The 20984-nt window shown below is 61.2% G+C and carries 14 protein-coding genes; 3 read left to right on the forward strand and 11 right to left on the reverse strand.

Annotated elements, in window-relative coordinates; all coding sequences use genetic code 11:
* Window positions 1-224 precede the first annotated feature (224 nt).
* The 8 genes from L1P05_RS16235 to bcsR form a co-directional block, all read right to left on the reverse strand.
* Window positions 225-1505: a dicarboxylate/amino acid:cation symporter gene (locus L1P05_RS16235; RefSeq protein WP_012850176.1), complete on the reverse strand. Its 1281-nt coding sequence runs from the start codon at window positions 1503-1505 to the stop codon at window positions 225-227.
* A 201-nt stretch (window positions 1506-1706) separates the two neighbouring features.
* The gene (gene hmsP, locus L1P05_RS16240; protein WP_080514657.1) at window positions 1707-3746 is read right to left on the reverse strand and encodes a biofilm formation regulator HmsP; all 2040 of its coding nucleotides are present in this window, start codon (window positions 3744-3746) and stop codon (window positions 1707-1709) included.
* Window positions 3747-3993: 247 nt separating this feature from the next.
* Window positions 3994-7455, reverse strand: a complete 3462-nt coding sequence (bcsC, locus tag L1P05_RS16245) for a cellulose synthase complex outer membrane protein BcsC (RefSeq protein WP_012850178.1) — start codon at window positions 7453-7455, stop codon at window positions 3994-3996.
* Window positions 7437-8558: a cellulose synthase complex periplasmic endoglucanase BcsZ gene (gene bcsZ / locus L1P05_RS16250; RefSeq protein WP_012850179.1), complete on the reverse strand. Its 1122-nt coding sequence runs from the start codon at window positions 8556-8558 to the stop codon at window positions 7437-7439. Before bcsZ ends, bcsC begins: the two co-directional genes overlap by 19 nt.
* 4 nt (window positions 8559-8562) lie before the next feature.
* A complete protein-coding gene (bcsB, locus tag L1P05_RS16255; RefSeq protein WP_015462493.1) occupies window positions 8563-10851 on the reverse strand; it encodes a cellulose biosynthesis cyclic di-GMP-binding regulatory protein BcsB in 2289 nt (762 codons plus the stop codon).
* Between the two features lie 61 nt (window positions 10852-10912).
* Complete coding sequence (bcsA, locus tag L1P05_RS16260; RefSeq protein ID WP_015683505.1) at window positions 10913-13480, reverse strand: UDP-forming cellulose synthase catalytic subunit; 2568 nt, start codon at window positions 13478-13480, stop codon at window positions 10913-10915.
* Window positions 13477-14211, reverse strand: coding sequence for a cellulose biosynthesis protein BcsQ (gene bcsQ, locus L1P05_RS16265; RefSeq protein ID WP_012850182.1), 735 nt, complete (start codon window positions 14209-14211; stop codon window positions 13477-13479). Before bcsQ ends, bcsA begins: the two co-directional genes overlap by 4 nt.
* The gene (bcsR, locus tag L1P05_RS16270) at window positions 14205-14408 is read right to left on the reverse strand and encodes a cellulose biosynthesis protein BcsR (protein WP_012850183.1); all 204 of its coding nucleotides are present in this window, start codon (window positions 14406-14408) and stop codon (window positions 14205-14207) included. The genes bcsQ and bcsR overlap by 7 nt, the downstream gene beginning before the upstream one ends.
* A 182-nt stretch (window positions 14409-14590) precedes the next feature.
* On the opposite strand from bcsR, the gene bcsE reads away from it, so the two are divergent.
* The 3 genes from bcsE to bcsG are packed head-to-tail and all read left to right on the forward strand — an operon-like array spanning window position 14591 to window position 18013.
* Window positions 14591-16156 (forward strand): cellulose biosynthesis protein BcsE, encoded by a 1566-nt coding sequence (gene bcsE / locus L1P05_RS16275; RefSeq protein WP_012850184.1) that lies wholly within the window; start codon window positions 14591-14593, stop codon window positions 16154-16156.
* Window positions 16153-16359 (forward strand): cellulose biosynthesis protein BcsF, encoded by a 207-nt coding sequence (gene bcsF / locus L1P05_RS16280; protein WP_012850185.1) that lies wholly within the window; start codon window positions 16153-16155, stop codon window positions 16357-16359. The genes bcsE and bcsF overlap by 4 nt, the downstream gene beginning before the upstream one ends.
* Entirely contained in the window at window positions 16343-18013 is a 1671-nt protein-coding gene (bcsG, locus tag L1P05_RS16285; RefSeq protein WP_012850186.1) for a cellulose biosynthesis protein BcsG, read from the forward strand. The genes bcsF and bcsG overlap by 17 nt, the downstream gene beginning before the upstream one ends.
* A gap of 63 nt (window positions 18014-18076) precedes the next feature.
* On the opposite strand, the gene dppF is transcribed toward bcsG, so the two are convergent.
* From dppF to dppC, 3 genes are read right to left on the reverse strand one after another with little or no spacing between them, the layout of a single operon-like run.
* Window positions 18077-19069: a dipeptide ABC transporter ATP-binding subunit DppF gene (gene dppF / locus L1P05_RS16290; protein WP_012850187.1), complete on the reverse strand. Its 993-nt coding sequence runs from the start codon at window positions 19067-19069 to the stop codon at window positions 18077-18079.
* Window positions 19066-20046 (reverse strand): dipeptide ABC transporter ATP-binding protein, encoded by a 981-nt coding sequence (gene dppD, locus L1P05_RS16295; RefSeq protein ID WP_012850188.1) that lies wholly within the window; start codon window positions 20044-20046, stop codon window positions 19066-19068. The genes dppF and dppD overlap by 4 nt, the downstream gene beginning before the upstream one ends.
* A 10-nt stretch (window positions 20047-20056) precedes the next feature.
* Window positions 20057-20977, reverse strand: coding sequence for a dipeptide ABC transporter permease DppC (gene dppC / locus L1P05_RS16300; protein WP_012850189.1), 921 nt, complete (start codon window positions 20975-20977; stop codon window positions 20057-20059).
* Window positions 20978-20984: the final 7 nt, after the last annotated feature.

Genomic DNA, 20984 nt, shown 5'->3' on the forward strand with positions numbered 1-20984 from the left:
CGTTGTTCCGTTAGACCACGGAAAACGGCCAAAGTCGCAAACGCTTAAAAAAAATTCCGCGTAACACGACGCGGTGGGAAATGGATGGGCTCATTATAAAGGCACCCCCGACAGCATCAAGCCGCAGGGGGCGGACATTCACCCCCGGTAACAAAAAGCCGGGGGCGATGGCGGAATGGGGAGGAAACGCGGCGGCGCACATCCGCTGCCGCGCTGGAGAGGCGCTACGCGATGGGATCCCTCAGCGCGCTGTCGCGACCGCCGAGTACGGCTCGCATCTGTTTTTCGTCCAGCTGACGGCAGCGCTTGGCGACCACGATCGTCGCGACGCCGTTGCCGATCAGGTTGGTCAGGGCGCGGGCCTCCGACATGAAGCGATCGATGCCCAGGATCAGCGCCAGCCCGGCCACCGGAAGATGCCCTACCGCCGACAGGGTCGCGGCCAAGACGATGAAGCCGCTGCCGGTCACGCCGGCGGCGCCCTTCGAGGAGAGCAGCAGCACCACCAGCAGCGTCACCTGGTGCCAGATATCCATGTGGGCATTGGTAGCCTGGGCGATAAATACCGCCGCCATAGTCAGGTAGATAGAGGTTCCGTCCAGGTTAAAGGAGTAGCCGGTCGGGATCACCAGCCCCACCACCGACTTCTGACAGCCCACCTTCTCCATCTTATCCAGCATCCGCGGCAGCGCCGACTCCGAGGAGGAGGTACCCAGTACGATCAGCAGCTCTTCCTTAATGTATGCGATAAAGCGGAATATGCTGAACCCCGTCGCCTTAGCGATGCTGCCCAGCACCAGCACCACAAACAGGATGCAGGTGATATAGAAGCACAGGATCAGCTGTCCCAGCTGTACCAGCGTCCCCACCCCATACTTACCGATGGTGAACGCCATGGCACCGAAGGCGCCGATGGGAGCCAGCTTCATAATCATGTTAATCACGCCAAAAATCACTTTGGCAAAGCTGTCGATCACGTTGAAGATCAGCTGCCCCTTTTCACCCAGATGGTGCAGCGCGAAGCCAAACATCACCGCAAACAGCAGCACCTGCAGGATGTTACCGCTGGCAAAGGCGCCGATAACGCTGCTGGGGATCACGTCGAGCAGGAAAGCCACAATACCCTGCTGCGCCGCCTGATCGGCATAGACCGCGACCGCCTTGGCGTCCAGCGCGTTCGGGTCGACGTTCATGCCTGCGCCCGGCTGCAGCACGTTCACCACCACCAGGCCGATGATCAGCGCAATGGTGCTGACGATCTCAAAATAGAGCAGCGCAATGGCGCCGGTGCGCCCCACCGCTTTCATGCTCTCCATACCGGCGATGCCGGTCACCACGGTACAAAAGATCACCGGCGCGATGATCATCTTAATCAGTTTGACAAAGCCATCGCCCAACGGCTTCATTTGGGCACCCAGCTCGGGGTAGAAATGGCCGAGCAAAATACCAATAGTGATAGCCACCAACACCTGTAGATAGAGGCTCGTGAAGATGCTTTTTTTCATGATTTGTATTCCTGGTCGGGTACGAACGCGCAGCTTCTGCATCCCGAATGGCGGGTATTGCATATGACTGAAAGTAACATCAAGTTAACAATATGGAAACGCAGTATTTCAATTATAAAAGTTATTTAATCAATTCTATGAGCTGAAACGCATAAGACCCTGCAAGAGTTATCCATATTGCTAGCAGGGATATCGTCTGCGCTAAACGGAGGGGGCCGCCGCCGCGGCTACGGGGTACTTCGCCAGAAAATCGCGCTGGGACAGCGCCGGCGAGAAGAAGTATCCCTGAGCATAGTGAATGCCGTTGGCCAGTAGCCAGTCACACTGTCCCTGCGTCTCCACCCCTTCCGCAACCACGTCCAGGGAGAGCACCTCGGCAATCGAGCCGACAATGCGCACCAGCGCACCGTCCAACGGGATCTGATCGATAAAGCTTTTATCAATTTTCAGAATATCGACGGGTAAATGACGCAGGTAATTCAGCCCGGCATACCCCATGCCGAAGTCATCCAGCGCCACGCGCACCCCTTGGTTACGCAGACGGTCCAGCGTATCGGCCGCCCTGCGGATATCGCTGATGTAGGCGGTTTCGGTAATCTCTAAATGCAGACGCTGCGCTGAGATCGCGTGCTGCTGCAGCAGGGTCTCTAGGCGTTGGCCAAAGCGGGCGTCGACCAGCTGCAGCGCCGAAACATTCAGCGACAGCGGTATCGTCAGCCCCCGGCGCTGCCAGTCGACCAAGATCCGCACCGCCTCTTTCAGCACCCACTCGCCCAGCGCCACAATGCCGCCCTGCTCCTCGGCCAGCGGAATAAACTGAGATGGCTCGCTGCAGCCGCCGTCCTGGCGATGCCAGCGGATCAGCGCCTCCGCCCCCGCCAGCCGCTGGCTGCGCAGATCGATCTGCGGCTGCAGGTACAGCTCAAAATCGCCCTGACGCAGCGCGTTCAGAATCTCATTCTCCTGGGTGAGGCGCGCCTTAACGCGCTCGGCCAGCTGTGGCTCAAAAAACAGCACCCGATTCTTGCCGTCCGTCAGCGCCATATTCAGCGCCGAGCGAGCCTGCGTCAGCAGCCGCTCCGTCGGGCTAAGCTCACACTCCGCCTCAGACGTCTCCAGCGACGGCCGGCGCATCGCGATCCCGATCGCCGCCGTTGGCCGCAGCGCCAGATTGTCCAGGGTCACCGGCTGCGTTAGCAGGCTCATCAAACGCTGCGCCTGCTGCATCGCGTCGCTCGGGCGCGCCGCATCGCGCGCCAGGATCAAAAAGCCGTCCTGGCTCGCCTGCGCCAGCAGGCTGGCCGGCGAAGTCCCCTCATGCAGGCGCTCCACCAGCGTCATCAGCAGCATATCGCGCTGCCCGCCGTCCAACACGCCCATCGCCTCCTGCAGGGTCGGGATGCTGACCATCATCACGCACTGCCCCTCACGCTCCGCCTGACACTGTTGCTCCAGCAGCGACACAAACAGCGCCTGACCGGGAAGGTTCGTCTGGGGATAGCGCGTCGACAGCTGGCTCATGGTCTGGCGCGTCTTCTCCAGCGCCTGCTGATTACGGTTATAGGTCCGTACCAAGAGCCCCAGCTCATCATCGCTGTGGTGAGGCGGCAGGGGGAGCTGATGGTAGTGCGGCGCCTCCAGCGGCATGCTGCGCAGCTCGCGCGCCAGCGCCCGCAGCGGATGTACCAGCAGTCGGTTCATGCACCAGCTGACGGCCACCGTCAGGATCAGCGCCAGCAGCAGGTAGGTCGACACCATGGTCGCGAAGGTCGTGAGAATAAAACGGTACAGGCGGAACGAGTCCACCTGCAGGATCAGATAGCCCAGCGGATGATCCGGCGTCGCGCGGCCGCGATCCACGCCATACAGCGGGGTGGAGAGCTGCAGCGGCAGGTGGAAGAGCCGCCCCGCCCAGCGCGGCACGGGGCGTGCCGCGGGAAAGTGACCGCGCAGCACCTGTACCTCATGATGGGGCAATACGATATCGGCCCGCGCCAGGATCCCGCTCGCGCGCAGGCCGTCCAGGATCTGCTGGGCCTTGGCGACATCCATGTTCAGCATGGCGTCGGCCAGCGGCAGGCGCACCGACTGGGCAATACTCTGCATCTGCTGGCCATAGTCATCCTTACGCTGCTGCACAAAGTGAAACAGCTGAATCACCGTGAAGATACAGACGATCACCAGCGCCACCGAGGAGACCAGCGCCATCTGTTTTATGGTTAAGGAACGACTGACTCGCAAACTCTCTCTCCGCACACAAAATTTGCTGACGGCCCGCCGCCGCGTCGGCGGCGCCCGCAGGCCTCAAACCGGCCGAGTATACTGGATTAGCCAACGTTATTAACTATACCAAAAGATCGTTTCGCGCCTTTCCCATTCCATCCCTAGGATAAATGGGCGTCATTAGGTTCCATATCCACATAATATTACGTAAAAAAAACGCCGCGCAGCGGCCTATTCGCCCGCGCGCGGCGTATCTGACTCCGCTCTAGAAATCGGCATAGGGCCGCAGAGGCTGCGGCGGCAGATCCATATCGCCCTGCCACCCCTGCATAGAGTAGCGCACATAGATAAGCGCATGGCTGGGGGTATAGTCCTTCGCCTGCTGAATATCGACTCCGGCGCCGACGAACCAGTGGCTGCTCAGCCGCCGCTCCACGATCGCCCGTAGGGTATAGCCGAATCCGTTGCTGCTGCCGCCGTCGTCCGATGCGGCATAGTCCGGTACCGTCGTACTGTCGACCAGGTTCTGCAGCGGGTAGCGCGCCTGCCGCGACGTGTTGGCGTAGGACCAGGAGACCGATCCGCCCAGCTCCCACGACCAGTTCTCCGTGCGCTGGCGATAGTTAACGGGTATCCCGAACGACACATACTGCTGCGGACTGTAGTAGCCGCCCTGTCCCAGGGTATAGCCGCTGAGATCCTTGTCGTAATGCCAGAGCATATTGCTGAGCCCAACGCTGACTCGACGGTTATCTTCATTGATCAGCTTGTAGTAGTAGCCCCCCATCCAGCGCATGCTGCTGTTGTTCTCGACGTTCTTGCCCTCCAGGTAGTCGGCGCTCAGCGAGCCCCACAGGCCGTGCGGCCCGCCGCGATCGTAGCTGCCGCTCAGCGCGACGCCGTTGCGCCGGACGCCGCCCCATACCGTACCGGTATGGGGATCACGCTGCCCCCCCATCGACAGCAGGGAGCTGGAGACCGGGCGACGATGGGCTTCCAGCGTCCAGCCGATATGATCCCAGCTACCGCTGTAGGCTATACCGCCAACCCAGTCCACCACCTTCATGCCAATGGGAGTGGTGCCGATATCCATCTGCCAGGCGCTATTCTGCCAGCCAACGGCCAGGCTGGTTCCGGCGCCGCGCTGCCCCTCACCGGCCGGACATCCCGTGACATAGCAGCTGCCAAACTTGTCCTGGTAGGCGCCGCCCGACAGGCGGCCTGCATCCATATTGACCAGATCGCCGCGGAGGAAAAGGCGGCCATCGTACAGCGGCATATCGGCCTGCAGCATCGTCGTATGGGCCTTGAGATCGGAATAGCCTCCGCTGCCGCTAGAGCCCCAGTAGTCATGCTCAAGGGTAAAGCGAACCTCCTGCTGGCGATAGAGATCGGCGCCGTCAGCGCGAACGCTGCGTTTTAGCCAGTCATCCTGCGGCGCAGTGCGCGTCAGGCGGGTAAACGCATCATTATCCTGCGGCGGCGTCTCACTGATGCCCGTGGCGACCATGGCCGACCGCAGATCGTTTTGCGCCCGCTCGGTCTGACGCGACTGCACCGCCAGACGCGCATCGTCACGTAGCACCAGCGCCCCCGCCATACCCGGCGTTCGGCGCGCGGTCGGCAAGAGCGAGTCAAAGATACGCCGGGCCTGCTGCGGATCTCCGCAGGCGGCCCAGGCATTGGCGATCCGCCGCTGTACGTTGAGATCGTCAGCCGCCGCCTGCGGCGGCTGACGCCGCAGCGCCGCCTCGGCCGCGCGGCGATCGCCCTGCGCCACCCGCGTTTCAATCACCCCTAAACGGGCATCGCTGTTCTGTGGATCGCGCGTCAGGACGCCCTGATATCCCTTCAGGGCATCCGCATAGTCATCTCGGGCCAGCGCCCAGTCGGCCAGTGTCAGATCAATCGCCGTGGTGGCGGGCTGGCGCTGTAAGTAAGCGATCGCTTGCTGTTCATGGCCGCCGTCGCGCAGGCCGTTGGCGTGGTCTACGATATGCTGAGCCTGCAGGCGCAGATCCAGCGCGCGCATGCCGTCGCTCCACTGTGCCGCGGGGATCCGTCGCAGCACCGCCTGAGCCTGATCGGGCTGACCACGGGAGGAGAGATACAGCGCGCGGGCGTACACTTGGTCACCGCGGTGAGAGAAGCGCTGATCCATGCGCTGCATCAGCGCATCGGCCCGCTCAGGCTGCCCGGCGCTGACCAGCGTACCGGCAAGCCGGTAGTTCAGCCAGACGTCGTCCGGCGTCAGACGCTGCGCCTCATTCAGTTTTTCCAGCGCGGGTCCCCAGGCCTGACGCCCCGCCAGGGCCGCCGCCTGCTGCTGCAGCGCGTCGCTTTGCAGCTCGCTATACGACGACTGCATGGCCCGGCGCTGCGCCGCCGGCAGCTGCTGCAGATAAGCCAGCGCCTTATCCGGCGACTGCTGCTGGTAAAGACTTACTAACTTTCTCAGCGCACTGCCATTAAGCGGATCGCGCCGTAGCGCCAGGCGGTATGACTGCTCCGCCTGCGCCAAATCCCCCTGCGCCGCGGCCACATCCCCCAGGCCGATCGGTCCGTAGGCATTCTCACCATCCAGCGCCTGAGCCTGACGATATTTCTGCTGCGCCAGGGCGTATTGATGCGCCGCCAGCGCCTCATCCCCCTGTTTAATCAGCAGCCAGTAGCGGTTCGTCTTCAGCAGGCTTTGCCATTTGCTCAGCTGATCGCTGTGTGGATCGGCCGCGATAGCGCGTTCAAACAGGGCGATAGCCCGCGGACGATCGCCCTGCTGGGAATACGTCTGCGCCAGCGCGCCCAGCGTCTCCGCATCGTTAGGATGCTGACGCAGCGTTTGCTGCAGCAGCGGCTGGGCCTGACTGTCATTCCCGGCGGCAGCCTGCGCCAACCCCGTACTGCGCGCCCGATACTGCGGATCCGCCAGCTGGGCTTGCTGCGTCTGCAGCAGCGCTTGCGCGTCGGCTACCGCCTGCGGCGCATCGTGAAACACCTGAATATAACGCTGCAGGGCCGCCACGCTCTGCTCACCCAGCGGCATACGCTGGATCTGCGTCATCCACAGAGAGGCGGCGCTATCGCGGGTTGCACCGTCAGCCGCCATCTGCGTCAGCAATGCGTAGGCCTGTGCCTCTTTTCCATCAGAAAACAACAGACTAATGAGTGTCGTTTGCAGCGCAGCGCTGTTGGGATAGCGCTGGTTGACGGCCTGCAGCGCCGTTATCGCCCGCGATACCTGCCCCGGCAGACGCGCGACCGTGCGCCAATACTCCGGCGCAAACTCCAGCGGCGGCGACATGCCGTGCCACAGCTTGTCATAGGCGGCGACGGCCGCCGCATACTGTCCTCCGGACGCCAGCAGACGCGCCTGCTGCAGACCCTGATGTCCCTCCGGCGTATTCAGCGCCACCTGCATTCGCGCCGTTTGGCATACCGCGGCATCCGGCGCCGGACGGCACGATTTATCGACAAGCTGATTGGCGGCAGCCATATCCCCCTGGCGCAGCAGCATGCGAATACGCGCCAGGATCACCTCGGGATCATCGGGCGCTATCATCATCAGACGGTCGAGCGACTGCGTTACCAGATCGTAACGCTGCGACGATTCGCCTATACGGACCTGCTGCAGCAGCCAGTCCGTCGCATTTACTTCGCTGGCGCACACCGGCGCGCTCAGCGCCAGCGTCACCGGTAGGGCGGTCAGACTCAGTCGGAAACATCGCATACGGCACCCCAGTTTGGCACCAGTTCGCCCTGTAGATTAAAACGGTAACGCCGCTGATCCCATCCCAGGCCAAACAGCGTCAGGACTGAACTGTAGTAGTTATTATTCCCCGGCGGGTTATCTTTTACCCGCTGGCGCTGCGCCGCCAATAGCGGGCTGTTGCTGGCGTCCAGAAACGGTAGCATGGCGGCAGAGAACCCGACGTTGCCTTCGCCCTGGGGCTGCGCGCCCAGCACGCTGACCTTTTCAGGGATATATCCCAGACGCTCACTCAGCGCCACCATCGGCTGCCAGTGCTTCACCAGCGCGCTTTTGGCCGGCGCGCCGTCGGCCAGCATTCCCGCCCACAGATAGGCCCGGATAGCATCATAGCCGCTGATATAGGCCCGCCCCGGCGTCGGCAGCCAGCCCTTATTCCGCTGCCAGTTGGTCCAATCCGGCACGATACCCTGCGGCGACGACGCCTCTAACATACGCAGCGCGCTGTACTGCAGGCGATTCCACGGCCCATGCAACGGCGCAATCCGGGCCAGGATCTGCGGTGGTAGATAGCTTGGATTTACCGTCCACAGGGCGCCGGAGCGGAACCCCTGGCGACCCGGCAGCAGCATCATGCCAAACCCCGGCAGCGAGACCACCTCCTCCCGGGCAATCCGCGCCAGCAGCTGAATGCCCAAATGTTGGTAATCGGCATCCTGCCACAGGCGTCCGGCCTCCAGCAGCGCATAGGCTATCCACAGGTCGGCATCCGCGGCGGAGTTGTTATCCAATATGCGCCAGCGCCCGTCATCATGGCGCCCCCACTTCCAGGCCGGCAAATGCTGGCGCAGGCTGCCCTGCGCCAGGTTATTCTGCGTCCAGGCCAATAGATTAGCGAACAACGGGCGATCGTTATTGACCAGGGCAAAGAACAGCGCATAGCTTTGCCCCTCCGAGGTGGTTATCTGGCGAGGAGAGCTGGGATCGATAACTCGCCCGTCAGGGCTGATATAGCCCTGACGAAACTGTTCCCACTCATGCCATTCACAGGGCGCGCCTACGGTGGCGACGCTGACACACAGCAATGCGGCAGCCATCAATGTACGGCAGACCGACTCCTTCATGCGCTTATCTCCTATCGTCGGGATCCAGACGGCGGCGGCGCAGCATACGCGGCACCCGCCACAGCACCAGGCTCACCAGCACAATCGCCAGCAGCGCCAAGGCCGCCAGAATGAACGGATGAGAGGAGAAGATATACCATAGGCGCTCCCACCAAGGCAGGTGGCCAACGTAGTAAATGTCGCCCACCCGCACACTATTGACGCCGGAGGTCCGAATAATGGAGACCGAACCGTACATCGCCTCGGTTTTACCGCTGTCAATCAAGGCGTTATTAAGCAATGTATAGCCCTGCTGATCGTCCGCCAGCAGCGCGACCACGCTACGCTGCGCATTGAATGGCGACTGAAAACCGACGATGGCGGCCAGCGGCGCCGTCGCGCTGAGGGTCGTTTTTGCGGCGGCGCGCGTCGCGCTGGGATCCGGAATCGTGTTGTCCGTCGTCGTATTCATCGGACTCTCCAGCCAGCTCTGCGTCGCGCTCACCAGCGCCGCAACCCGATCCGCGTCGCGCAGCGTCGGCGGAATACGCCCGATCAGTAGAATATCGCGATCCTTATCCTGCGCCTGCGCAACGTCGTCACTCAGGGTCACCGCCAGCGCCGGATAGCCGGTCTGGGCGCCGATATTCCCCAGCGCCGACAGCAGGGTACTCACCTGTATCGCCGAGGGTTTAGGCGCCACCACCACCAGGGTTTGCGACAGATCGGCCAAGCGGCTAAAGGGGAAACCGGCGTTGGCGAAACTCCGCAGATCCGGCATCGCGATAAAGTGACGGAAGCCGGAGAAGTCAAGGGTCGAGGCGTTACCGATCGCCACGGTATTCGGCAACGGTTGATAAGAGACGCACTCGCCGTTGGAGGGCGTCAGATAGGGCACCACATAGTCAAAATCGAAGCGTAGATGGTTCTGAATCCCCAGTTTTACCGCGGGGATAGTGACGGCATCCATTTTATCAAACAAGCCCTGAATCAAAGGGATATGCAATAGTGCACGCTCTTGATCTTCCGAGGGCAGTAGAGGGAAAGCCTGTAAAAATTGATTATTGATATTCACGGTCATACGCGAACCGTCATTAAACGGCGGCTGGGTATAGCGGTACTTCAGATTCATATCCACATAGGCGTTGTGGAGCAAAAACAGATCCGGCGGCAGATTCAGGGTTAAGGATATCGGTGCCGGCCGCACCCCGCTCGACTGTAGCTGATCGCTATAGCTTTGCAGCTCGCCAAAGGTTACTGGCCGGTCGGTCGGCACCCAGTTGGGCGCATCATAGGGCTGCCGCTGAGCGAGCGTCTCGACCCGATCGACGCGGGCGCTATCGCCGCGCAGCAGGATATCGCCCTGGGCAATCCCCCGCACCGCCGTCATTAGGTCGCGATCGTCACGCCCCATAATCAACAGCATCTTGATATAAGGATTATCCGGCCGGGAGATCATCGCCACCGTCGGCCCGTCAACCGCCGGGTAGTCAGCTAAAAAGTCCGGGCGCTGCGCATTGGTGGCAAACACCACCCCATGCCGATCCGGCAGCTGATTATACAGCACTGGGAAACGCTGACCGCGCCACTGCGCCTGCGCCCCGAACCAGGATGCCAGCACCGCCGCGGCCTGCTGCTGCGCCAGATTCGGCTGGGCGGCGAACACCACCGGCAGCGTCAGCGGCGCCTTGCTGGCGCTGTCAAAGAAGGGTCGGGGGAATAGGGATAAGTCGTTTTGCAGTAACAGGGACTGGGTCGTCAGCGTCAGGCTACTGCCCTGCCCAACGGCCAGCCACAGGGTCGGATGCCACTCGTTGTCGCACTGGCGATAAGACTGATAGCGACCGACGAACTCCAGGCGAATGCGATTAAAATCGGTAATATAGTGTGCATCTAGCGGCACCTGGACCTGATTGGCATGCCCTAACTGACTTTTATCGACCGCCACGGCGCCGACCAGATCATCGTTGAGGAATACCTTAACCTGGGATACCAGCGGCACCAGCGACGGCGATGGGGTAAACACCAGGTTAAGCATCGCATTGGTCACCAGCTGGTCGCGCGGCACCCCGAACTCCATATAGGCGTTGGGGTTATCGCCGCGCAGTACCGTCGGCCCGGAGGCCAACCGAGTCAAATCCAGCGTCTGCGTCGAGACGGGCGCAGCCGAAGCGCTGCTCTCCGTTGCCAGTGCCGCTGCGCTACCCGCCGCCGGCGCGCTATCTGACGCCACTGGAAACGGAGACTGTGCCTGCGCCATCATGCTGGAGCCCAGCGCGATGGCAGCCCACAACAGGTGTATCATCTTCATCATGGGTATCTCCGTTGCTCCATAATAAGTTAGTGCCCACATACTGCATATCGAGGGATACACACTACGCGGTCTGGCGTCCCACTATCGGACGCGGTACAAAGGAAACCAGCCAAGCGCCCAAACGCACCGCCACCATAATCGGCATGCGCCACGGTGCCGGGGCATACTCGGCCAAGCTACGGTAACCGCGCCCCACCAGGCGTAAAATACCGACAAAACCACCGCCCAGATGATCCTCTGGGATGGCCTGCTGCCACAGCGCCCAGGTATCGGCGCGGGCAAAGGTGCACTGGATAAACGCAATATGCTGTGCGACGCTCAGTCCATCCAAACGCAGCCCGGCTCGGCGCCCCACGACTCGCGTTACCGCAATCGGAAACACAAAGCTCTCTTCCCCTTTCTGCAGCAGCAGAGAGATCGACTCGCCTTCCCGTAGGCACAGACGCTCATCCGCCAGTTCGATCCCCACGCCACCATCGGAATAGTCGCGCAGAGTGCAGGGATAAAGATGTCCATCGTGGCGCATCAGGATTGCCGGCATCGCGATGTCGACCCGGTGCGCCTGACGGATCTGGCGCACCTCAACGGCGACCGCCGCCGCGCCGCCCAGAATAACGAGGTTATAGATCACCCATCCGACGGTCAGCAACACGGTAAGTTGCTCATTTTGCGGCCCAAAAATCAGACGCCAGACCCCAAATAACAGCCCCAGCACGCTCAATAACACCAGCGACAGATAGGGCGACGAGATAACCCAATCCATATGATTATGCGAGACCAATCCCCCTTTCTGCGTCACATTGAAACGCCCTTTCTTCGGATTGATCAGCGCCACCAGCGTCGGGCGAGCGATATACCAGGCCAATACCGTTTCATAGATCTCATTCCAATAAGAGTGACGATGGCGCCCCTGTAGGCGAATACGCGCCAAGCTGGAGTGATACATATGCGGAATCACATACAGCACGATCGCCATCGCCGGCGCAAAAATAACGTAGGTGTGAAACAACAGAAACGCCAACGGTGCGACCAGAAAAATCAGCCGGGGAATGCCGGAGAGAAAATGCATCATGGCGTTGGCGTAGCACAAACGCTGTCCCAGCGTTAACCCTTTACCCAAAAAGGGATTATCCAGGCGGAAAATCTGAGTCATGCCGCGCGCCCAGCGCATACGCTGGCCGATATGTGCCGACAGGCTCTCCGTCGCCAGCCCGGCGGACAGCGGAATGCGAATATAGGCAGATGTCCAGCCTTTACGGTGCAGGCGCAGCGAGGTGTGCGCATCCTCGGTCACCGTCTCAACGGCGATACCGCCGACCTCATCCAGCGCCGTTCTGCGCAGCACCGCACAGGAGCCACAGAAGAAGGTGGCGTTCCACATATCGTTGCCATCCTGCAGCAGGCCATAAAACAGCTGGCCCTCATTCGGCGTGCGCCGAAAATTCCCCAGGTTGCGCTCAAACGGATCCGGCGAGAAAAAATGGTGCGGCGTTTGTAATATCGCCAGCCGCGCATCGTGTAAAAACCAGCCCATGGTCAGCTGCAGAAACGTACGGGTGGGGACGTGATCGCAGTCAAACACCGCCACAAACTCACCGTTGATCCGCTTCAGCGCGTAGTTTAGGTTACCGGCCTTGGCATGCTCATGGGTTGGGCGCGCAATATAGTGAACGCCAACCTCCTCGGCAAACTGGCGAAAGCTGTCACGGCCGCCGTCATCCAGCAGATAGATGTTGATCCGATCCCGAGGCCAGTCGATCCCCAGCGCAGCATAGATGGTGGGTTTAACCACCCGAAGATCTTCGTTATAGGTGGGGATCAGAATATCGACTATCGGCCATTGATCCATCGCCTTGGGCAAGGCCACCGGCGGGCGATTTAGCGGCCATACCGATTGAAAATACCCCAGCAGCAGCACGACCCAGGCATAGGTTTCCGCGGCTAACAGCAGCAGGCCACAGATCAGGCTAAACGGATCGTCCCAATTCAACGTTGAGGTATAGCGCCACCAGATGTAACGACAGGAAATCGTAATTGACAGCAGCACTAGCAGCAGCGTGGTGAAGCGCCCGGGAATATGACGGATCACCATCGCGCATCCCCACAGCAGCAGCACAAAGATACACTGCGACAGCAGGTCAAACGGCTGAGAGATACACAGTAACGCGAGTGCGGACCCCAGCAGCGCCGACAGCGTCAATACAACCCGGCGCACGGTATTGGGTAACGCATCTAACCAGACCGATTCGCCTTTCTGCTGTCCCCATCGCGCCGGTAACCCCGCCAGCCACTGCAGGCTGCGCCGGCTGATGCGGCGTAGGGCACCCAGTAACGTTTCGGAATGCGGCCAGCGGGTCAACGCGAGCCATATCGCCTGCAGCCCATATCGCACGGGATCGAGGGGACGAGGCCGCAGCGGATCGAGATGAGGAAACAACGCGGCCTGCTGCTGATGGATAGCCCGCCACGCCGGTGACTCCCAATGCAGAAACAGCCACGCGACGGTAAGCCAAAAACAACCGCTGATAGCGTCCAGCGGCGTCGCACCGTGTGCGCGGCACTCCCGATAGCGCTGCGTCCATGCCCGCCTCGCCGGTGCCGCCAGCAACACATCCCACGCATGCCTCATGTCGCCTCCGCGCTCTCAGGATGCTTATGCAATAGGCACCACGCCGCCAGGTTGGTGGCCTCCTGCGCCGCCTGAGAATAGGGCGCATACTCACCGAGAGGCTGTTTACCGGCGGCTGCCTCGGCGACGGCCTCATCACGGTGCATCACCAACGGCACCAATCTAGGCAGGGTTTGCTTCCACAGCAGGTAGAGATCCTCTTGCAATACGCTGCCGGGTAACAGCTGCGTGATAAGCAGGTGCGCATCATCAGGCAGCGCCTGACGGTGCAAGCGCAAATGGCAGTTGGCATCCGGCATAATCAACAGCAGCAGCAGCTCGCCGAACGCCGCCATTTGCCGGGATATCGGCGTATGCCCACTGCCAATATCCAGGATTATCCAGTCGTAGACCGCGCTTTGCGACGCAAAGGACGCCCTCCACTCAGCCTGGCTTACGCAGGTCTCCAGCGCAGGCAGCTGCGCTGATTCCACCGCGCCAAAAGGCAGAAAATCCAGCCCTTCGGTATAGCGCCAGGCCCTCTCCTGCCATGCGCTGCCCTCCAACAGCGCCGTCGCCCAGCCCGCGCGATCGGCGAGCGGCAGGTTAAAATGCATCCCCAGCTGATCGCCGGGACTGGCATCGACCACCAGCACTCGCTGTCCCAGGCCATTGAGCGCCCAACCCAGCGCCGCGGCGGTACTGGTAGTGCCGACACCGCCGCGAATTCCCTGTAGCGCTACCGTTACCATATGGATGAGTCCCGTCGTTCTGCCAGCTGGCGACACTCTGCCAACAGCGGCCAGCGTTCCAATGCCTTGTTTACATGCTCTATCCGCACGATATTGACGTAATCAATATCCATAATCCCGTAGATGCGCTGTAACACGGCAAGATCTTCCGACGATGACGGCGTCGGCGCCGTTCGATACTTTGTTTGTTCGCTCATTCTGCTAACCATAAAAATTCAGCTATGGTTTAAGTGAGTATAGCAAGGTAGGAAAATGGCGCTGCCATAATGCAAAATAGGGATGATTACCCACATTACTATCTCATAATCATTTGATAGTTAATGTTATTTTGCCTATGTCGGCATGGTGAAGCACTCTACTCTCACAAAGTCGATATACCATGGCGCAATCATTTACGCTCGGTATCCCACACCTGTGGGATGAGCTACAGACAGTGCAAACGCACGGCCTTTATTGGTTGAATATCGATCGCACACAGGATGTGCCCAGCCTGTGTCGCCAAACGATTTTTGCCCAGCAGGCGGACAGCCACGTCACGCTTATCGACGCGGGTCACGATAGACAGATGACGTCCGCGTTGGAGGAGACGTATTCGCAAGGTCCTGCGTCTCTGCCGGTTTATCGCCTGACGCCGACGCCAGCGGCGCTGATGGCGCTGCCGGATGAGTTAGCTCACCTAATGGGCTCAACATCTCCGTTGTTTATCCTACTGATCCCGGCGGCCGACCTGACCACGCTCTCCGCCGAGGGGCTAAACCGGTGGATAAACCTCACCCATCGTTGGCTACAGCGCTGCAGCGCGACGCTGCTCGTCATCTGTCACGGGGCAGGAACCGATGTCCTACGTAATCAGCTAGTTCCATTGAATCGACTCGTCTCAGGGGTGGCTAGCCTACGCTGGCAGCTGGACCGCTGGCTCTATGATGTCGCCTTTTGGTGTAATGAGCGTGGCGTTTCGGCTCAGCAGAATATCCCGTTAGCCCAAACGCCGCAGGGCTGGCAGGCCACGGTAGAAACCCCTTTGCCACCGCCACAGCCCCATAATGATGAAGATAGCTATCTGGCGCACGCCGCGATTCTGGAGGGCGCCCCCCCGCTCTCTGAGCACTGGCATCTGTTTACGTCTAACTATGAGCTGTTTACCGCCGCGCTGACGGCGCAGGCGGCAACCCTGATCTTTTCACTGACGCAAAGCGATCAGGTGGACGATCTGGCGCGCCAAATCCACACGCTGCGCCGCCAGCGCGGCAATGCGCTGAAAATAGCGGTACGAGAGCAGGCGGTTGTGCAGCGCAGCAGCGACGAACGCCTGCTGCTGGCCTGCGGCGCCAACGTGGTTATCCCGCTACACGCCACCCTATCCAATGCGCTGGTGAGTCTGGAGGGGCTTCAGGGACACACATTTTTGCGCCATGTGCCGGCCAATATCACCACGCTGCTCGACGCCCTGCAGCCGCTCAAACTGCGCGGCTACCGGCCCAAAGCGCAGTTCTGCACGCTATTGCTCGACCTACTGGATAACCCGCTGATACCGCACGACGGGCGTGGCACGCTGGTCTCCTTACGGCCGGTTTCCGGAATCGATGCCGAACAGGTGCTAAAACTCTGCAACCTGCGCCGCGACGGCGATTTAGTCACGCTGGACGGGCAATCGCTGGTGCTGTTTCTGGCCTACTGCCGCCCCCATGAGCTGGACACCGCACTGCGCTTTATCTTCCCACTGCCCGTCGAAGAGCTATTTATCCACCGCCGTCTATGGCACCAGGATACAGAGCTGATGCTGGAGCTGACGCGTATGCGCAATGAGACCCCCACGCAAGGGCTGCCACCCGAACCGCTTCCTTCACCGCAGGTCAGGGCGCCAACGGAGACCGCCATACCGCATCCACGACGCATCCCCCGGCAACTGACCCTCGGGATGACGCCACGGGAGCCCTCATCATGATGACGATTACGGATATTCTACAGATCCTCGTTCTGTGCGCGCTGGTCATGCTGCCCGGCGGTTTTTACCTGCACAAGTATTATCCCCATCCTCTGCGAACGCTGCGGAGGACGATTTTTCCGACCCGTTATCTTCAACGGGTGACGGTACTGCACCGCCGCCCACTCTCCGCTAGGGTAGATAAGCATGGCAAAACACACTGAGCAGCAGAGCGTTTTCTCTGAACGAGGCTACCGCTGGCGCGGGCTGGGCGGCTGGAATCTCTACTTTTTACTGAAACTGGCGTTACTGTGGTACGGCTATCTTAATTTTCACCCTTTCGCCAACGTCATCTTTTTAGCCTTTCTGCTGTTTCCCCTGCCCTCGGCGCATCTGCACCGTTGGCGTAACTGGCTGGCTATCCCCATCGGAGTGGCGCTGTTTTACCACGACACCTGGCTACCGGGGCTGAACAGCATCGTGCAACAGCGCGATCAGTGGAGCCACTTCAGCGCCGCCTATGCGCTGGACTTAGCTCAACGCTTCGTTAACTGGACCATGATCGGTGCGGCGCTGGTGATCACCGTCGCCTACCTGTTTCTCGCCCAGTGGATTCGGATTACCACGTTCACCATTCTGGCCCTGGTATGGGTCAATCTGGGCAGCCTAGGCGTTCCGCAGCTCAGCCTGCAGCAGGGTGCTGCCACGGTCGATACTTCGGTGAGCAGCCAGTCCACGCCAGACAATACATCGATATCAACCGCCAGCGCTGCTGAGATCCCGGCGCAGAGCGCCGCGCCCAACAACAGCAATCTCAACGACTGGCTGGATCGCTTTTACGCCAGCGAACAACAGCGGCAAACCCACTTCCCCGCGGCTCTGCCGGCCGATGCCCAGCCCTTCGACCTGCTGATTATCAATATTTGCTCCCTCTCCTGGAGCGATCTCAGCGCCGTCGGCCTGCAGGATCATCCGCTGTGGAAACGGATGGATATTCTGTTCAATAACTTTAACTCCGCCACCGCCTACAGCGGCCCGGCCTCTATCCGCCTGCTACGCGCCAGCTGCGGCCAGCCTTCGCACAAGGCGCTGTATACCCCGGCAAGCCAGCAGTGCGATCTAATGGAAAACCTAGGCCGCCTGGGGTTCCAGCAACAGCTCACCATGGATCACTCCGGGAAATTCGGTGACTACCTCAATGAACTGCGCCAGTATGCCGCGCTGCAGCCGCCGCTGGCGTCACAGGCGAATATTGACCATGAACTGACGGCGTTCGACGGCGAGCCTATCTTCAACGATCTGGAGACGCTGCAGCGCTGGCTGGGCAATACGGAAAAACTGGGCGACGTGCGTACGGCCAACTTCGTCAACCTGATCGCCCTGCACGACGGCAACCGCTTTATCAATAGCGACCGGGGGGCCGACTTTAAACCGCGGGCGCAAAATCTGCTCGACCAGCTCAACAGTTTTCTGGACGATCTGGAGAGATCCGGGCGTCATGTGATGGTGGTGATCGTACCGGAACACGGTGCGGCGGTGGTCGGTGACAAAATGCAGATGGCCGGACTGCGCGATATCCCCAGCATGCCCATTACTCACGTGCCGGTCGGCGTCATCTTTAGCGGAATGAAGGCGCCGGCGCCGGCCTCGCCGGTATTGGTCGATCGGCCGAGCAGCTATCTGGCCCTCTCCGAGCTGGTCGTCCGCAGCCTGGATGGCAAGATCTTCACCCAGCCCAGCGTCAACTGGCAGGCGTTGGTCAGTAACCTGCCCCAAAGCGCCGCCGTATCGGAAAACGATAACGCCATCGTCATGATGTATCAGGGGAAACCCTATGTACGCCTCAACGGCGGGGACTGGGTGCCCTACCCGCAGTAGCCGCGGCGACGCCACCATAAAAAAGAGCCGACTCGCGGCTCTTTTTTTATTGCACTGGAGCAACTATGCCCCCGCCTCCTGTTCCACGGCAAAACAGGCGATCATCTGATCGCCATAGCGACGCAGCGGCGGCTGCAGCTGGCGACAGGTGTCAAAGGCGCAGCGGCAGCGGGCGTTAAAGGCGCAGCCGGGCGGTGGATTGAGCGGACTGGGCAGCTCCCCGCTCAGCTTGATCCGCTCGCGGCGCATCTGCGGATTCAGCCGCGGCGTCGCCGACAGCAGCGCCTGGGTATAGGGGTGACGCGGATTGCCGAACACCGCCGCCTTACTGCCCTTCTCAACGCAGCGTCCCAGGTACATAACCATCACCTCATCGGCGATATGCTCTACCACCGACAGATCGTGTGAGATAAAGACATAGGAAAGCCCCAGCTCCCGCTGCAGATCCATCATCAGATTGAGTACCTGCGCTCGCACCGACACGTCGAGTGCCGACACCGGCTCATCGGCGATCACCACGTCCGGATTTAACATCAGGCCGCGGGCAATGGCGATACGCTGACGCTGGCCGCCGGAAAACATATGGGGATAGCGATCGTAGTGCTCGGTCTTTAGACCGACCCGCGCCATCATCGCCAGCGCCCGCTCGCGCCGCTGGTCGCGCGACAGCGACGTATTGATCCGCAGCGGCTCCTCAAGGATCGCGCCGATCTTCTTGCGGGGGTTCAGCGAGGCGTAGGGGTTCTGGAACACGATCTGGATCTTCTGGCGGCGCAGCTTTTGCGCCTGCGCATCGGGCTGCAGCAGATCCTGGCCCTGATAATAGAGCTCGCCGGCGCTCGGCGTTTCGATCATCGTCAGCAGACGTCCCAGCGTCGACTTACCGCAGCCGGACTCCCCGACTACCGCCAGGGTTTTTCCCCGTTCCAGGCTGAACGAGACACCGTCCAGCGCCTTGACCAGCCTTTCTGGGGAAAACAGCCCGCTCTTGACCGGATAATGCTTTTTCAGGTCCACCGCCTGCAGTAACGGCGCCTGTAATATGGCTTCACTCATGCTGTCGGCCTCCCGGCGTCGTCCAATGGGGTATGGCACTTCACCGCCCGCCCGTGCAGGTGGCGCAGCGACGGCTCCTCGCGCCGACACTGCTCGGTCGCATAGGGGCAGCGCGGATTGAGCAGGCAGCCCGTCGGGCGATCGTACTTACCCGGCACCACCCCCGGCAGCGACACCAAACGCTCGCCGTCCACCGCGAACTCGGGCAGCGCCCGCAGCAGCGCCTGGGTGTAGGGGTGGCGCGGCGTGTGGAAAATCTCGCCGGCCAGCCCAGACTCCACCACCTGCCCGGCGTACATCACGATGATCTTATGCGCCGCCTCTGCCACCAGCGCCAGGTCGTGGGTGATCAGCACCAGCGCCATATCTTCCCGCTGCTGCAGCGCCAGCAGCAGTTCGATAATCTGCGCCTGAATGGTCACATCCAGCGCGGTGGTCGGCTCATCGGCAATCAGCAGCTTGGGACGGCAGGCGATCGCCATGGCGATCATTACGCGCTGACTCATACCGCCGGAAAGCTGATGCGGATAGACCGACAGGCGCGACGCCGGATCGGGAATACCGACCTGGGTGAGCAGGTCGATGGCGCGCTGACGCCGGGTGCGCCGGTTGCCCCCCTGATGCACCTTCAGCGCCTCCATAATCTGAAATCCCACCGTGTAGCAGGGATTCAGGCTGGTCATCGGGTCTTGGAATATCATCGCCACCTCGGCCCCCACCAGCTGGCGTCGCTCCCGCTCGGAGATACGCTGCAGATCGGCGCCGTTAAAGCTCAGCCGCTGTGCCGTCACCCGCCCGGGAAAATCGATCAGCCCCATAATGGCCAGCGAGCTGACCGATTTGCCGGAGCCGGACTCACCGACAATCCCCACCACCTCTCCCTGCTCAACCTGATAGCTGATGCGGTCAACCGCACGGAAAGGGGCGCTATCGTCGCCGAAATGCACCGATAGCTGATCTACATCCAGTAATGCCATGTCCCTCTCCTTACTGCTTCAGCTTCGGATCCAGCGCATCGCGCAGGCCGTCGCCCATCAGGTTAAACGCCAGTACCGTCAACAGAATGGCCAGCCCGGGGAAGGTCACCACCCACCAGGCGCTCTGGGCGAACTGCAGCACATCGGACAGCATGGTTCCCCACTCCGGCGTTGGCGGCTGGGCACCCATGCCCAGGAACCCCAGCGCGGCCATGTCGAGGATCGCATTAGAAAACCCCAGCGACGCCTGCACGATCAGCGGCGCCAGGCAGTTGGGCAGGATATTGACGAACATCTGACGCAGCGCACCGGCGCCGGCCACCCCGGAGGCGGTCACATAGTCGCGATGCACCTCCGCCAATACCGCGGCGCGCGTCAGGCGGACATAGTGCGGCAGCGCCACAAAAGTCAGCGCCAGCGACGCATTCACGATCGAGGGGCCGAACATGGCCACCAGCACCAGCGCCAGCAGCAGGCTCGGCAGCGCCAGCATGATATCGACTACCCGCATGATCAGCGCATCGACCGCGCCGCCGAAGTAGCCCGCCAGCAGCCCCAGCACCACCCCGAGGATCAGCGACAGCGCGACCACCAGACAGCCCACCAGCAGCGACAGACGGGCGCCGTAAATCAGCCGCGACAGCACATCGCGCCCCACGTCATCGGTGCCCAGAATAAAGCGCCAGCTGCCGTCGGCCTCCCAGACCGGCGGACGTAGCAGCGCATCGCGGAACTGCTCCTGCGGCAGGTGCGGCGCAATGACATTGGCCCCCAGCGCCACCACCACCACGATCGCCACGTAGATAAGCCCAGCGACAGCGCCTTTATTGCGGCGAAAATAGTGCCAGAACTCCTGCAGCGGCGTCATCGGCCGCGGGGCCGCGACGCCGGATGCGGTGGCCGCCGTCGCGGCCGTTGTTGGTTCAGACATCAGCGGC

The sequence above is a fragment of the Edwardsiella piscicida genome, assembly GCF_021733145.1.
In the GTDB taxonomy this organism is placed as follows: domain Bacteria; phylum Pseudomonadota; class Gammaproteobacteria; order Enterobacterales; family Enterobacteriaceae; genus Edwardsiella; species Edwardsiella piscicida.

What these genes read in the sequence shown, in the direction of transcription:
- L1P05_RS16235 (WP_012850176.1), bottom strand. Translation starts at nt 1,505, where the DNA reads ATGAAAAAAAGCATCTTCACGAGCCTCTATCTACAGGTGTTGGTGGCT.
- bcsC (WP_012850178.1), bottom strand. Translation starts at nt 7,455, where the DNA reads ATGCGATGTTTCCGACTGAGTCTGACCGCCCTACCGGTGACGCTGGCG.
- bcsZ (WP_012850179.1), bottom strand. Translation starts at nt 8,558, where the DNA reads ATGAAGGAGTCGGTCTGCCGTACATTGATGGCTGCCGCATTGCTGTGT.
- bcsB (WP_015462493.1), bottom strand. Translation starts at nt 10,851, where the DNA reads ATGATGAAGATGATACACCTGTTGTGGGCTGCCATCGCGCTGGGCTCC.
- bcsA (WP_015683505.1), bottom strand. Translation starts at nt 13,480, where the DNA reads ATGAGGCATGCGTGGGATGTGTTGCTGGCGGCACCGGCGAGGCGGGCA.
- bcsQ (WP_012850182.1), bottom strand. Translation starts at nt 14,211, where the DNA reads ATGGTAACGGTAGCGCTACAGGGAATTCGCGGCGGTGTCGGCACTACC.
- bcsR (WP_012850183.1), bottom strand. Translation starts at nt 14,408, where the DNA reads ATGAGCGAACAAACAAAGTATCGAACGGCGCCGACGCCGTCATCGTCG.
- bcsE (WP_012850184.1), top strand. Translation starts at nt 14,591, where the DNA reads ATGGCGCAATCATTTACGCTCGGTATCCCACACCTGTGGGATGAGCTA.
- bcsF (WP_012850185.1), top strand. Translation starts at nt 16,153, where the DNA reads ATGATGACGATTACGGATATTCTACAGATCCTCGTTCTGTGCGCGCTG.
- bcsG (WP_012850186.1), top strand. Translation starts at nt 16,343, where the DNA reads ATGGCAAAACACACTGAGCAGCAGAGCGTTTTCTCTGAACGAGGCTAC.
- dppF (WP_012850187.1), bottom strand. Translation starts at nt 19,069, where the DNA reads ATGAGTGAAGCCATATTACAGGCGCCGTTACTGCAGGCGGTGGACCTG.
- dppD (WP_012850188.1), bottom strand. Translation starts at nt 20,046, where the DNA reads ATGGCATTACTGGATGTAGATCAGCTATCGGTGCATTTCGGCGACGAT.
- dppC (WP_012850189.1), bottom strand. Translation starts at nt 20,977, where the DNA reads ATGTCTGAACCAACAACGGCCGCGACGGCGGCCACCGCATCCGGCGTC.